The organism is Bacillus sp. SORGH_AS_0510 (assembly GCF_030818775.1).
Taxonomy (GTDB): Bacteria; Bacillota; Bacilli; order Bacillales; family Cytobacillaceae; genus Neobacillus.
In genome coordinates, this window is sequence record NZ_JAUTAU010000001.1 from 2,254,875 (window position 1) to 2,269,473 (window position 14,599).

At 36.1% G+C, this 14,599-nt stretch carries 15 protein-coding genes and 2 other annotated features; of the genes, 13 read left to right on the forward strand and 2 right to left on the reverse strand.

Annotated elements, in window-relative coordinates; all coding sequences use genetic code 11:
* Positions 1-36 precede the first annotated feature (36 nt).
* A complete protein-coding gene (gene bcbE / locus QE429_RS11595) occupies positions 37-1,320 on the reverse strand; it encodes a bacillibactin exporter BcbE (RefSeq protein WP_307287145.1) in 1,284 nt (427 codons plus the stop codon).
* A gap of 190 nt (positions 1,321-1,510) precedes the next feature.
* Positions 1,511-1,756: a binding site (T-box leader), on the forward strand.
* Positions 1,757-1,874: 118 nt separating this feature from the next.
* Positions 1,875-2,125: a binding site (T-box leader), on the forward strand.
* Between the two features lie 60 nt (positions 2,126-2,185).
* Here bcbE and trpE point away from each other — a divergent pair.
* From trpE to QE429_RS11650, 11 genes are all read left to right on the forward strand, one after another.
* The gene (trpE, locus tag QE429_RS11600) at positions 2,186-3,577 is read left to right on the forward strand and encodes an anthranilate synthase component I (RefSeq protein ID WP_307287146.1); all 1,392 of its coding nucleotides are present in this window, start codon (positions 2,186-2,188) and stop codon (positions 3,575-3,577) included.
* On the forward strand, positions 3,574-4,185 hold the full coding sequence (locus QE429_RS11605; protein ID WP_307287147.1) for an anthranilate synthase component II: 612 nt from the start codon (positions 3,574-3,576) through the stop codon (positions 4,183-4,185). Before trpE ends, QE429_RS11605 begins: the two co-directional genes overlap by 4 nt.
* Positions 4,157-5,185: an anthranilate phosphoribosyltransferase gene (gene trpD, locus QE429_RS11610; protein ID WP_307287148.1), complete on the forward strand. Its 1,029-nt coding sequence runs from the start codon at positions 4,157-4,159 to the stop codon at positions 5,183-5,185. The genes QE429_RS11605 and trpD overlap by 29 nt, the downstream gene beginning before the upstream one ends.
* On the forward strand, positions 5,186-5,977 hold the full coding sequence (trpC, locus tag QE429_RS11615) for an indole-3-glycerol phosphate synthase TrpC (protein WP_307287149.1): 792 nt from the start codon (positions 5,186-5,188) through the stop codon (positions 5,975-5,977).
* Positions 5,974-6,594 (forward strand): phosphoribosylanthranilate isomerase, encoded by a 621-nt coding sequence (locus tag QE429_RS11620; RefSeq protein WP_307287150.1) that lies wholly within the window; start codon positions 5,974-5,976, stop codon positions 6,592-6,594. The genes trpC and QE429_RS11620 overlap by 4 nt, the downstream gene beginning before the upstream one ends.
* A gap of 1 nt (position 6,595) precedes the next feature.
* Entirely contained in the window at positions 6,596-7,795 is a 1,200-nt protein-coding gene (gene trpB / locus QE429_RS11625; RefSeq protein WP_307287151.1) for a tryptophan synthase subunit beta, read from the forward strand.
* Between the two features lies 1 nt (position 7,796).
* On the forward strand, positions 7,797-8,582 hold the full coding sequence (gene trpA / locus QE429_RS11630; RefSeq protein ID WP_307287152.1) for a tryptophan synthase subunit alpha: 786 nt from the start codon (positions 7,797-7,799) through the stop codon (positions 8,580-8,582).
* Positions 8,583-8,745: 163 nt separating this feature from the next.
* Complete coding sequence (mnmH, locus tag QE429_RS11635; RefSeq protein WP_307287153.1) at positions 8,746-9,822, forward strand: tRNA 2-selenouridine(34) synthase MnmH; 1,077 nt, start codon at positions 8,746-8,748, stop codon at positions 9,820-9,822.
* A 204-nt stretch (positions 9,823-10,026) separates the two neighbouring features.
* Positions 10,027-10,155, forward strand: a complete 129-nt coding sequence (locus QE429_RS11640; RefSeq protein WP_307287154.1) for a hypothetical protein — start codon at positions 10,027-10,029, stop codon at positions 10,153-10,155.
* Positions 10,156-10,184: 29 nt separating this feature from the next.
* Positions 10,185-10,862 (forward strand): response regulator transcription factor, encoded by a 678-nt coding sequence (locus QE429_RS11645; protein ID WP_307287155.1) that lies wholly within the window; start codon positions 10,185-10,187, stop codon positions 10,860-10,862.
* Positions 10,859-12,268 carry a HAMP domain-containing sensor histidine kinase gene (locus QE429_RS11650; RefSeq protein ID WP_307287156.1) on the forward strand — a complete coding sequence of 470 codons (1,410 nt, stop codon included), beginning with the start codon at positions 10,859-10,861 and terminating at the stop codon, positions 12,266-12,268. Before QE429_RS11645 ends, QE429_RS11650 begins: the two co-directional genes overlap by 4 nt.
* 25 nt (positions 12,269-12,293) lie before the next feature.
* On the opposite strand, the gene sda is transcribed toward QE429_RS11650, so the two are convergent.
* Entirely contained in the window at positions 12,294-12,419 is a 126-nt protein-coding gene (sda, locus tag QE429_RS11655; protein ID WP_373463248.1) for a sporulation histidine kinase inhibitor Sda, read from the reverse strand.
* A 244-nt stretch (positions 12,420-12,663) separates the two neighbouring features.
* Between sda and QE429_RS11660 the strand changes: the two genes are divergently transcribed.
* On the forward strand, positions 12,664-14,292 hold the full coding sequence (locus QE429_RS11660; protein ID WP_307290783.1) for an AMP-binding protein: 1,629 nt from the start codon (positions 12,664-12,666) through the stop codon (positions 14,290-14,292).
* A 102-nt stretch (positions 14,293-14,394) separates the two neighbouring features.
* Positions 14,395-14,598, forward strand: a complete 204-nt coding sequence (locus QE429_RS11665; protein WP_307290785.1) for a DUF6501 family protein — start codon at positions 14,395-14,397, stop codon at positions 14,596-14,598.
* Position 14,599 lies beyond the last annotated feature (1 nt).

Here is a 14,599-nt window from a genome sequence, read left to right on the forward strand (position 1 = left end):
AAGAGGCAAACTCATTTAGAGTCTGCCTCTTTAAGATTAATTAGTTGATTCTGATTGAGGCTTAATAAAGATCATTGCCACAATGGCAGCTATAATACTTAAACTGCTCAATAAAATAAAAATCCAATGGCTGGATTGTTTTAACAATAGAGCAATAATTGGAGGTCCTGCTGCAACGCCAATAAATCTCATGGAACTGTAAATTGAAGTAATCGTACCTCTTTCTTCTTTTTCGACTCCTTCTGTAATTAGTGCATCCAGGCATGGAAGACTAAGGCCGATTCCTATGCCGCTAATTAAGAACATAGAAAGCATATACCAAAGCTTAATGGAAAACCATAATGCTCCAATAGATAGCGCAGCAGAAATAATTCCCGCAAATGTGAGCCACTTCATTAAAACTTTGTTCTTTTTAATTACTTTACCGCTGATGAATGAAGACAGACACAATGCCCCAAGCGGCAACGCCAGGAAGAAGCCTTTTTTAAGATCTTTAATATTATGTTCCTTTTCAAAAATTTCAGAGAGATAAAACAAGATTCCGAAAAGAACGAGCATAAGAATGCCTCCAATAAAAAAGATGGCATAAAGCCAACGCCCTTTTTCGGTAAAGGTATTTTTAACATTTATAAAAAATTGGTTGAAAGGTATAGGCTTTTCAGTCGTTTTTGGACATTTAACAAGTAACAACATCATAATGACAGAAATAGCACAAAAAACAGGGAAGGAGAAGAATGGTAAAAACCAAATAAAACCTGCAAGAAACGCTCCTAAAATAGGACTTAATACTTTACCAAAAGTATTTGCGGTTTCAATCAAGCCTAAACAACAGCTTACGTCGTCATCGTTTTTAAACATATCTCCAACAAGAGGGAGAACAATTGGTGCAGCTCCAGCAGCCCCCACTCCTTGGAGTGCTCTGCCAAGTAAAATTAACCAATATGCCGAATCTAGTTTCCATGCGGCCCACCCAGAAATAATTCCTCCAATTCCTGCAATAATTAGACTTGGAATGATTACTTTTTTTCTTCCGATATGATCCGATAAATAGCCTGCAACTGGAATTAAAAAAATTGCCACAATAGAATAGACAGTAATGATCATACTGGTTTGGAAGGAAGAAATGGATAATTTTTCTTCCATAGAAGGTAAAACAGGAATCAACATTGAATTTCCTAAGGTCATAACCAAAGGAATAGACGACAATGAGATGATAGCCCACTTTTGGTTAGAAATCTCACTGGATCCCTTTTTTCCAGCAGCTGCCTTTTTGTTTTTATCAGCCTTTGGATTTTGGCATAAATGTTCTATATGTTCCATTAATCATCTATCCCGCCTTAAATTATTTTCTACAGTTAATATTCTCACTTTCAAATTAAAAACACTCTTTTCAAAAATCCTTTTAATGGAAGTGATACGAGGGAAAATATATTATTTATTTCGAAAATTTTTTATAAATGTTGTTGACAAAGATGTATAGCTGTAATAAGATAATAAACAATAAAATGAAGTAAAGGCATTGACGAAGAGTAGTAACTTTTACGGATTCTTAAGAGAGCTGATGGTTGGTGCAAATCAGTGTTGACGTATTAGTGAATGGACTTCTGAGCTTCCAAACCGAACTCCCTGAGGTAGTAGGCTTTGGCGAAAATCTCATCGTTACAAGAGACAGATATTCAAGCACTATGCTTCGATATCGGTAAAGTGAGCTAATTTTAGCTAATGAAGGTGGCACCACGGGTCTTCCGTCCTTTTTGGATGGAGGGCTCTTTTTGTATATAAAAATAAGCTTTGTAAAAGAAGATTCTTGATAATTATACCCTGTTGATTGGAGCGGAAATCAACAGAAGATTTAACAGAACAAAAATAAATAATGTAAATCGTTGAGCAAGAGTAGTACACATGTTTTATTCTTTTCAGAGAGTCGGGGGTAGGTGTGAGCCCGATAAGAATGGATTTGTGGAATGGACTTGTAAGAGACATCTTGAACATAAGTAGGGATGAACGGAGTTCCACCGTTAAAAGGATAGGGTATCGAATAGTAATTCTGTACCTGAAAAGAGGAAGTGGATAAGTATATCTACTTCAATGGAGGTGGCACCGCGGTCAAAGGATCGTCCTCTATATGCGTAATTCATTATGCATATAGAGGACGATTTTTTTTATTATTTGAAAGGAGTTTAGTATGAAAACCATAAGCAATCTTATCATAAAAGAAATCAAGGGGGACACCCTTACACCAATATCCATCTTACAAAAATTAAGCGGTAATAAGAAATTCTTATTAGAGAGTTCACATAAGTACAATGACGAGGGGCGATACTCCTTTATTGGTGTAGATCCAGCATATGAACTTGTTTCAAGTGGACAGCATAACGAAATAACCCGAAGAAATGGGAAAAAAGAGGTTATAAGTGGAAACCCTCTACAAGTTTTAAAGGATTTAATACCGGCAAAAGCTTCTAAGGAAGAATTCCCATTTCCATTTATTGGAGGAGGTGTGGGGTATATCGGGTACGACATCATCAGACAGTTTGAAATAATTGGTGAGGAGTATTCAAACGGAATGGAAATGCCAGATGTCCATTTAATGTTTTATGAAGAGATTATCGTGTTTGATCATCTTGAAGACAAGGTATTAATTTGCGGCTTCCCACTATCCTCCGATACTACTGAATCGCTATTACTAAAAAGGATAGAGAAAAGAATGGAAGAAATAAAGCAACCTACCTTTTATCAAGAACACGAGCCATATCATTTGTCTGAATTTATTTCGGAAACATCAAAAGAGAGCTACATCAAGAATGTTGAAATTGCAAAAGAACATATCCTTAATGGTGACATTTTTCAAGTCGTATTATCAAGACGAATGAAGTCTAGCTTTAGCGGAAACCCATTGACACTTTATCGTAAGCATCGTGCAAATAATCCAACACCCTATATGTTCTATATTGACTTTGAAGGATATACAGTAATTGGTTCTTCACCAGAAAGCCTGATAAAAACAAATGGCAATAAGGTTATTTCTAATCCCATCGCAGGTACAAAAAAACGGGGAAGTAATAGTCAAGAAGATCAATTAATTGAAAAAGAATTACGGAAAGATGAAAAAGAACTTGCGGAGCATAAGATGCTTGTTGATTTAGGTAGAAATGATTTAGGGAAAATCTGTGAATTTGGTTCAATTCTAGTGGATAAATATATGGCAGTTGAAAAATATCGTCATGTCATGCATTTGGTCTCTGAAGTGAGTGGTAAACTGCTTCCTAATAAAACGGCTATTGATGCACTAGCTGCATGTATTCCGGCAGGTACTGTATCAGGTGCACCTAAAGTCAGAGCAATGGAAATAATTAATAACTTAGAAAAATCAAAACGTGGCCTTTACTCAGGAGCTGTTGGTTATATTTCGGCAAATGGAAATATGGATTTTGCCCTTGCCATTAGAACCATGATTCTAAAAGAAGGAACGGCCTATATCCAAGCAGGTGCAGGAATTGTTTTCGACTCCATTCCAGAATCTGAGTATCAAGAAACATTAAATAAACTAAATTCCTTTTTGGAGGGTGAAAAATGATTTTATTGATAGATAACTTCGATTCATTCACTTTTAATCTTTATCAGTACCTAGGTGAGTTAGGTGAGGAGATTGAAGTATACAGAAATAATCAGCTGAGCATTGAACAAATCATTGAATTAAACCCAAAAGCGATCATTATATCCCCTGGACCGGGAAAGCCAGAGGATGCAGGAATTTGTGTCGAGATTATACAAAACTTTTTCAAAAAGATTCCAATCTTAGGTATTTGTCTTGGGCACCAAGCCATCGGAGTCGCTTTCGGTGGAACTATTCAGAGAGCCGATGTTATTAAACACGGGAAATCATCCATTGTTACACATAATGGTGGGGAACTGTTTCACAATCTTCCGAATTCTATAGAAGTCATGAGGTATCATTCATTAATCATAGATCAGGACAGTCTTCCTGAACCGCTTCAATCTATTGCACAATCAAACGACGATATGCAAGTTATGGCGATAAAGCATAAACAATTTCCGGTTTACGGATTACAATTTCATCCGGAATCGATTGGAACACCATCAGGAAAACAAATATTAAGAAACTTCTTACATGAAATTGAAAGGGTGAATGAAAATGAAAAACTACTTACTCCAATTAGCTGAAAGGGAGTCATTCTCAGAAAATCAAATGCAAGAGGCTGTAGACTTCATCTTAGGTGAAGAAGTTTCCGAATCAGAAATTGCAGCCTTCTTAATGGGTTTAAAATCTAAAGGTGAAACAGTCGAAGAAATTACCGGCATAGTAAAAGCTATGAAGGCCAATACCTTGATGTTTAAAAAAAAATTCACAGGTGTACTAGATAATTGTGGAACAGGGGGCGATGGATCCTCAAGCTTCAATATCAGTACAACTTCTGCTTTTGTCATTGCAAGTGCAGGGATTCCGGTGGCTAAGCATGGGAATAGAAGTGTTTCCAGTAAGACCGGTAGTGCGGATGTCCTTGAGTATCTTGGAGTGAACTTAAATTTGTCACCAGAAAGAACCGAAGAAATCCTTCAGGAAATTGGAGTATCGTTTTTATTTGCACCAAATGTACATCCAAAATTGAAAAAAGTTATGACTGTTAGAAAGCAATTAAAAATCCCAACGGTTTTTAATTTTATTGGACCTCTCACAAACCCAATGGAATTAGACTATCAATTATTAGGCGTCTATCGAAGGGATTTACTGCCAGTGTTCGCGGAAGTTCTTAATAAATTGGGGCGTAAGCGTGCATCCGTTATAAATGGTGCAGGATTTATGGATGAAGCGTCCCTTCAAGGTGAGAATTACATCACAATTTTAGAGGATGGAACCATCACTAATCAAACCTTCACTCCTGAAGATGTTAACCTTCCACAATATGATAATAGTTGTATTAAGGGTGGAGATTCAAAGGAGAATGCAGAACTGCTAATGAAAGTGTTAAAAGGAGAACAGGGTGCACATCGTGATACGGTTGTCCTTAATTCAGGCATTGGAATCTTTACAGCAGGGAAGGCAAGTACCATCAATAAGGGAATTGAGATAGCCAAAGAGTTGCTTGATTCTGGTGCGGCATTTGAAAAATTAACAAATTTAATTGCAAAGACCCAAGCTGCAGGACAGAAAGAGGCGATTTAAATGGAAACAATTTTAGATAAGATTATTGAACAAAAAAAGAAAGAAATACTTGTTCTCCGTGAAAAAAATCTTCCAATTCGGGATCCAGAAAAAAAGAAAAGATCCCTCATAAAAAAATTGCAAAAAGCGGATGAAATATTAGTTATTGCTGAATTTAAACGTGCGTCGCCATCTAAAGGAATTATCAATAACACTATTAATCCATCAGACCAGGCGCGATTATATGAGAAATATGGTGCTTCTGCCATTTCGGTATTAACAGATCAAACGTTTTTCAAAGGTTCTTTTTCCGATTTAAAAATAGTCCGTCAAACAGTGGACCTCCCAATTCTATGTAAGGACTTTATCATTGATCCTTTGCAAATTGATTATGCTTTTGCAAATGGTGCGGATCTAATTTTATTAATTGTTGCTGCTTTAAGTGAGGTAAGACTCGTAGAGCTTTATCAATATGCTAAAGGATTAGGATTAGAGGTCTTGGTAGAGGTTCATAACCAATTGGAATTAGAAAAAGCACTAAAGACTGGTGCAAAACTTATTGGGATAAATAATCGGGACCTTAAGACATTTCATGTATCCCTAGAGATCACTGAGAGTTTAGCAGTTCATGTTCGGAATGCAGGCGCATATTTAATCAGTGAAAGTGGTATCTTTCAGCAAGAGGATGTAGAGAGAGTAAGAAACGTAGGGGCAAATGGCATCCTAGTAGGAGAAGCGTTAATGAAAAGTCAAGATGTGACTCAACCTTTTTTGAATTTTCGTTTACCTTTATCCAATGGGGTAAAAAGATGAAAGTAAAGATTTGTGGGATAACAGATGTAATTACAGGAATCGCAGCGGTCCAATATGGAGCAGATGCAATAGGATTGGTATTTGCTGAAAGTAAAAGAAGAGTATCAGTAGAAAAAGCAAAAGAGATTATCCAGAGATTACCTAAAGCAGTCTATAAAGTGGGCGTGTTTGTGAATGAAACAAAGGAAGAAATTGAAAGAATTGCTTCATTAGTGGGACTTACGCATATTCAATTACATGGGGATGAAACTGCTGATTTTTGCCGGTCACTTTCCTTGCCCGTCATTAAAGCAATCAGTTTCCAAGGCAATGACTCTTTAAAAATATGTACAAATTTAGCTAGTGAATTTATATTACTTGACAGTCCAAAAGGTAAATACAGAGGTGGGAATGGAACAGTATTTAATTGGTTAGATGTAGATCTAAACCTATTAGGCCATAAAAAAGTAATACTTGCCGGTGGGCTAAATAATGAGAATGTAGAGCAGGCAATCAAAATAATCAAACCGTACATGGTAGATGTAAGCTCAGGCGTTGAAACGAATGGAATCAAAGATTTAACTAAAATTAAATCATTTATTGAAATAGTGAAGGGTAGTAAAAAAGGAGGAAATTAAGTTGAACACATATACATTACCGAATGAAAACGGCCATTTTGGGAAATTTGGAGGAAGATTTGTACCAGAAACACTTATGAAAGCAGTAATCGAACTCGACGAGGCATATAAAAGTATAAAAGATGATCCTGGGTTTAAATCAGATTTTAATAGATTATTGAAAAACTATGTTGGCAGGGAAACACCGCTATACTTTGCTGAGAACCTTACTAAACATGCAGGTGGGGCAAAAATTTACTTGAAAAGAGAAGATTTAAACCATACGGGGGCGCACAAAATTAACAATGCCATTGGTCAGGCACTTTTAGCTGTTCGAATGGGGAAAAGGAAAATTGTTGCGGAAACGGGAGCTGGCCAACATGGTGTGGCGACAGCTACAGTGTGTGCGCTATTGAATCTAGATTGTATTATTTTTATGGGTGAGGAAGATATCAAAAGGCAAGCACTAAATGTTTTCCGGATGGAATTACTTGGTGCAAAGGTTGTTAGTGTAACTTCTGGAAGTGCAACACTTAAGGATGCTGTTAATGAAGCACTTCGATATTGGGTGGCAAATGTTGATGATACCCACTATTTATTAGGTTCTGTGATGGGACCTCATCCGTTTCCTCAAATGGTAAGGGACTTCCAAAGTGTTATTGGCAAGGAAACACGGGAACAGTTTTTACATGCTGAAGGAGTCCTTCCTGATGCAGTGGTAGCATGTATTGGTGGTGGAAGTAATGCTGCCGGAATGTTCTATCCTTTTATCGAGGATGAAAATGTCAGCCTTTATGGAGTAGAAGCGGCTGGACAGGGAGTTAATACAGACTTTCATGCTGCTTCTTTAACGAAAGGAAAACCAGGTATCTTACATGGCGCATTAATGTATTTACTACAAGATAATGACGGTCAGATTCAAGAAGCACATTCTATTTCTGCTGGACTCGATTATCCAGGTGTCGGACCAGAACATAGCTATTTAAAGGACATCGGCCGTGCAAACTATCAGTCTATTACTGATTGTGAGGCCCTTGATGCATTCCGATTATTATCGAAGTTAGAAGGAATTATTCCCGCGCTTGAGAGCTCTCATGCAGTAGCTTTTGCTGTAAAACTCGCAGCTGACATGGACGAAACACAAAATATGGTCGTTTGTTTATCAGGACGTGGAGATAAGGATGTAGATACTGTGAAATCTAGGATCAAGGGAGAGAAATAGAATGAATCGTTTAGAACTTGTATTTTCTTCACTAAAAAGAACGAAACAGAAGGCTTTTGTGCCCTACATAATGGCAGGGGATGGGGGTTTAGAAAATTTAATCGAGCGAATGGTTTTACTAGAGAAATTTGGTGCGACTGCCATTGAGCTGGGTGTTCCGTTTTCTGATCCAGTTGCAGATGGACCGACGATACAGCGTGCTGGTATTAGGGCTCTTCAAAATGGGACCACTTTAAAAGGGATCATTTCAGAGGTAGCAAAGGCGCGTTTGGTATTATCAATACCTATCATTCTTATGACCTACCTAAATCCGATTTATTCTTATGGAATAAATGAATTTGTTCAAGATATACATGCTGCTGGTGTAGACGGTTGTATTATCCCTGATCTTCCTATTGAAGAGGAAGGTATCATTGCACCGGAACTTGAGAATGTTGAAGTGGAATTAATTCGTTTAGTTACTCCTACTACTCCAATGGAACGAATTAAAGTAATATCCCAAAAAGGGAGAGGATTTTTATATGCAGTAACGGTAAAGGGTATAACGGGTGAAAGAAATGACTATGATGAAGAATTATATCATTTTCTAAACACTGTGCAGCAAATAAGTCATGTTCCAGTATTGGCTGGTTTTGGTATTTCAAATGAAACCCAAATCTATCAATTAACCAAATACTGTGATGGTGTTATTGTTGGCAGTAAAATTGTCGATTTATTTGAAACAAATAACTTGGATGCCCTTGAGGAGCTGATGTCCAGCTTTAAACAAGAACCAAAGAGGGTATAATATATTGGTCTACTCCTTGAGGAGCTGATGTCCAGCTTTAAACAAGAACCAAAGAGGGTATAATATATTGGTCTACTCTTTTCTTTAGAGTAGACCTTTCTTGCTAGTGTAGAGTTTCTACTATATGATATGAATGAACCTATTTTGTGGGAGTGCAATTTGAATGAAAGAAATGACTGTAGAAGAGTTTTTGACAATAAAGAATCCAATTATTATTGATATTCGCTCACCGATTGAGTTTAAAGACGGTGCAATTCCGGGAGCTATAAATGTTCCGTTATTTTCAGATGAAGAACGTCACGAGATTGGTATTATTTATAAGCATGATGGTCAACCAGCTGCCAAGTGGAGAGCGATGGAACTTGTATCACCTAAAATTCCTAAATTGCTTCACACAATAAAAGACCTGCAATCTAATGGAGAATTGGTTGTTCATTGTTGGCGAGGCGGGATGAGGAGTAAAGCGGTAGTCACCTTTTTAGAGTTTGCCGGAATTTACGCTTGGCGATTAATTGGGGGCTATAAAGCATATCGACACCATATACTTGAAAAAATACCAAATATGATCCCTCAACAAGCGGTGGTAATCCATGGAATGACCGGCGTGGGGAAAACTGAGGTACTCAAGATATTGAAACAGAAAATGTATCCGATTCTAGACCTTGAAGAAATGGCGGGTCATCGAGGGTCGATCTTTGGTACGATTGGTCTTAATGATGGTCATAATCAAAAAACCTTTGATTCTCTTTTATTTAAAGGTCTTCAGGAATTACAAAAGGCGGATTATTTTCTTGTTGAAGCTGAGAGTAAACGAATCGGTAAAGCTGTTCAGCCTGAGGAACTAATGGATATAAAATTTAAAGGAACAAATATCTATATTCATACTCCTCTAGAACAAAGGGTCACCCACCTTATTTCTGAATATGTACATCCATATCAGGATGAACCATGGTATCAGAATAAGATTTTAAGTAATGTGGAGAAGGTTCTTAAACGAGTGAAGGATATGGAGATAAGAAGAAAGCTATTGGAATTAGTTGATGAAAAAAATTATCATGACTTGATTCAAATTCTTTTAGAATATTACTATGATCCTCGGTATGATCATGCAAGACAAGATTACGAAGGTGAGTTTTACGATATTTTTGCCAATAATCCAGCTGAAGCAGCTAAAAAAATTGAAGAAAAGCTAAAGGAACTTTCTTTTTCTTCACTATTGGAAACAAATAAATTGGATTAATCTTATATTCATCTGAAGAAGTACACGCATTTTCATATCGTGTACTTTTCTTATTATTTTTTTAAGAAAATTTTAATCTTCTTCTCATCAGGGTCTCCTTTCCACAATATATGATATTTATATAAATCCTTTCATTAACCTACTTCTTCCATACAAATGATCAGTATTCTTGAAATAAAAATACTCAGTAAGGAGGAATGTAACATGTTATGGGTTAGATTAATAATTGTTGGATTCTTTTCAATAAGTGCACTTTCGTTAATGTCGTATCAATCCATTGAAATTTTTCATGCAATCATTGATTTTATTAAAGATAAACATCAGTTAAAATAATAGCAAATACAAATTGTGAGCGTGGATATATGCAAAAAATACTAATTATTGAAGATGAAAAGAATTTAGCCAGGTTTATTGAGCTTGAATTAAATCATGAAGGCTATCAAACAACAGTATCGACCGATGGGAGACGCGGATTAGATTTGGCCCTTTCAGAAAATTGGGATGCCATTTTACTCGATTTAATGCTCCCAGAGTTAAATGGAATGGAAGTATGTCGAAGAATTAGACAGGCGAATAAATCGATTCCAATTATTATGATTACTGCAAGAGACAGTGTATTGGATCGTGTTTCAGGACTGGATAGCGGTGCAGATGATTATATCGTTAAACCGTTTGCTATAGAAGAATTATTGGCCAGATTAAGGTCAATGTTCCGGAGGGTAGAGGCACTAACTTCAAATGATTTAACCACTTTAACCTTCAAGGATTTAGTCATTGAACTTGAATCATGTATTGTTAAAAAAGCTGATGAGGTAATTGGGTTAACCAAAAGAGAATTTGACTTATTGGTTATTTTTATGAGCAATATAAACATTGTATTAACAAGAGAAGTTCTCTTGAATAAAGTTTGGGGTTATAGTACGGGTGTGGAAACGAACGTTGTGGATGTATATGTTCGTTATTTAAGAAATAAAATAGACGATCAAAATGAGGGAAGCTACATTCACACAGTACGTGGTACAGGATATGTAATGAGATGAGTAGAAAGATCATGCTTATAGTTAATAAACTCTCCTGGCAAACAAAATTAGTGCTAAGTGGATCAGCAGCTATATTTCTTACGTTTTTTTTATTTAGTTTCTTAGAGTATCATACAGTTTCCAAATGGATGATGAATCGTGAGGAAATGGCCATTAATAGGACTATTACTGACATCGCAGCGTTTTATAAAGCAAAAGCTAATACATTAACCCGTATAGATATTATTAATAGCGAAGATTTTTTACGTAATATGAATGACAAAGATCAATTGATTCGAATTTATGACAGTAAAGGGAATATTCTAGTTTCAGATAAAAACGGTGATTTTCCAGTTCTTGAACCAATTCCAGTAACAACTAGTACTACGGATTTGATTTCTATTCAAGGAAAGGAAGCCTTTATAGCGAGATTTCCAATTAATTCGGGGGAATTTAGAGGCACACTAGAGATTGTCCGGCATTTAAATAACTATCACAAAATGATGAGTAACCTCTTTTGGGTGATGTCTATATTTGGAATAGCTGCTATTCTTTTTAGTGCTATAAGTGGATATATTCTTGCAAAACAACTACTAAAGCCTGTTAGAGCCTTAACAAAAGCAATGAAAAAAATAAAAGAAAATGGTTTTCAGGGAAGAGTAGAGGTCTATGATCAAAAGGATGATTTAACTGATCTGACTAACGTTTTTAATGAAATGATGGACGAAATTGAGAAATCTTTTCTGGCACAGAAACAATTTGTTGAGGATGCATCACATGAGTTAAGGACACCTGTTTCTATTCTCGAAGGACATCTATCTTTATTAAATCGGTGGGGAAAAAAGGATCCTATTATTTTAGAAGAATCTTTAGATGCTTCATTACAGGAGCTTTCGAGGCTGAAAAAACTGATTACTGACCTGCTAGAATTAACTCGAGTGGAAAATCAAAGAATTTTAACTTCTGAAAAAGTAGACATTTCCCAACTTGTCCAAAAATTAATAAAGAAATTTGAAATTATACATTCAGATTTTAAATTTAATATAGAAATTGAAAAGAACTTACCTATGGGTTCTATTGCTGAGCACCATTTCGAACGGATATTAATTATCTTATTAGATAATTCAGTTAAATACTCTAGAGAAGATAAAACAATTTGGATATCTGCAATCCGAAAGGGGAGCAATATTATCGTTTCTGTTACTGATATTGGAATTGGTATTCCTAAAGAAAATATCCAAGAAGTGTTTAACCGATTTTATCGAGTTGATAAGGCTCGAGTGCGTGAAAATGGTGGTACGGGTTTGGGACTTTCAATTGCCAAGCAACTAGTGCAGAAGTATAATGGTTCAATCTTAATGGAGAGTAAAGAAGGCAGAGGAACAAAAGTAAGCATTTCAATTCCAGTAGATACAAAAGACCGCTGAAAGTTCTTTCAGCGGTCTTTTGTTGCTACCGTTTTTTAAAGGGCCTGAGTCCCCTGCGTTGTATTTCCTCTTTTAGTATCTTAATCCATTCCTTTTCCTTACCAGACTTTAGTGCATCCCGATACGATACAACCAATTGTTCGTTACTCATAATTTTCAAGTTTCGAATGCCTCCTTGGAAAGTGGATTGAATATTCAGTTTTTACTATTGTAATGGTTTTCATGGATTTTGAGAACCTTTATTTCTCATTTTTTTGATGTTTACTTACATGAAAAAGTTGGAAGTTATATTTTAAAAATATTGAATATTCTTATAAATATGGTAACATACTGTTGAAAGCGTTTTACTTTGTTGTTGGTTTAATTGTATTGAGGAGGATGAGAATATGTCGGCTTTGCTAAGTATTACTATTGGGAAACTATTAGAAGAAAAAGCAGAATTACATCCAGACCATACAGCTGTGATTTATAGTGATCGAAATTTAAGTTGGAGTTATCGTAAATTTGATGATATTTGCAGAAATGCTGCAAAAGGTTTTATGAAGCTTGGTATTGATAAAGGGGAACAGGTTGCAGTCTGGTCGAGTAATACCCCGGAATGGCTAATTACTCAATTTGCGACAGGTAAAATGGGAGCTGTATTGGTTACTGTAAATACAAATTATCGCACTGCTGAACTCGAGTATTTATTAAAACAATCTGATTCTACCACTTTTATTATAATGGATAACTGGAAAGATGCCTCTTATATTGACATGATTAATGAAATTGTTCCTGAGTTAAAGACATCTGAACCTGGGAAATTAAAAAGCAGCAGGCTTCCATGTTTGAAGAATGTTATTGTCCTTGGGGATAAAAAGTATCCTGGTACCTATTCCTGGGAAGATATTATTAAACTTGGTGAAGAGGTAACGGACGAAGAGTTAAATAAAAGAATGAATACTCTAGAGCCTGACGATGTAATTAACATGCAATACACTTCAGGTACAACAGGGTTTCCAAAAGGTGTTATGTTAACACATAACAACATTGTCAATAATGGATTTAATATAGCCAACTGTATGAAGTTAACTGTAGAGGACAGGCTTTGTATCCCTGTTCCGTTTTTTCATTGCTTTGGATGTGTGCTGGGTACAATGGCTTGTGTTTCTGTAGGAGCAACAATGGTGCCTGTTCAGGATTTTAATCCGAAAAAAGTATTGCAAACGGTTCAGGATGAAAAATGTACGGCTCTCCATGGTGTGCCAACGATGTTTATCGCTGAATTAAATGAACCAGATTTTGAAAGTTATGATCTTTCATCGTTGCGAACCGGTATAATGGCAGGATCAAACTGCCCGATTGAGGTCATGAAGGCGGTCATTGAAAAAATGGGGGCTAAAGAAATAACGATTGCATATGGACAAACAGAGTCTTCACCAGTTATCACACAAACCAGAACGGATGATCCAATTGAATTACGTGTAGAATCAGTTGGAAAAGCACTTCCTAATGTTGAGGTGAAGATTGTAGAACCAGGAACAAACAGAGAAGTGGCAATGGGTGTACAAGGAGAACTTTGTACCAGAGGTTACCATGTGATGAAGGGATATTATAAAAATATGGCAGCAACCAATGAGGCCATTGATCAAGATGGTTGGCTACATACTGGGGACTTAGCTATCATGGATGAGAATGGATATTGCAAAGTCACAGGGCGTTTAAAGGATATGATTATTAGAGGTGGAGAAAATATATATCCCCGTGAAATTGAAGAGTTCCTCTATTCTTATCCCAAAATCCTAGATATTCAAGTGATAGGTGTACCGGACGAAGTATATGGTGAAGAAATTATGGCTTGGATTATATTGAAAGAAGGAGAGAAAGCAACATCTGAAGAGATTAAAGAATACTGTATTGGAAAGATCTCAAAACATAAAATTCCAAAATATATTGAGTTTACTGATTCATTTCCAATGACTGCATCAGGAAAAATACAGAAATATCGTTTGAGGGAAAATTCACTACAAGTCGTTGGGAAGTAATAATAAATTTTACGCTGGCAGAGGAGGGTCTATTGTTGCGTATCATTGCTTTTATTGATTATACTTATAATTGGACAAAGACTGAAAGGAACGATGGCAACAATGATTCATTTAACATGGCGCGAGCGTGAAACACTTAAAAAAGTGAAATGCGTTCATACTGATGCTGAGAAATACCTAGTAAATAACGCTCTGACCGCTGGTGGAATTTATGATGTAAAAAATGAAACAGAAGAATTTTATTATATCATTGATAACACTGGTAAAGTCGGGGGATTTTACAAGGACTACTTTCAAGATGTATAAA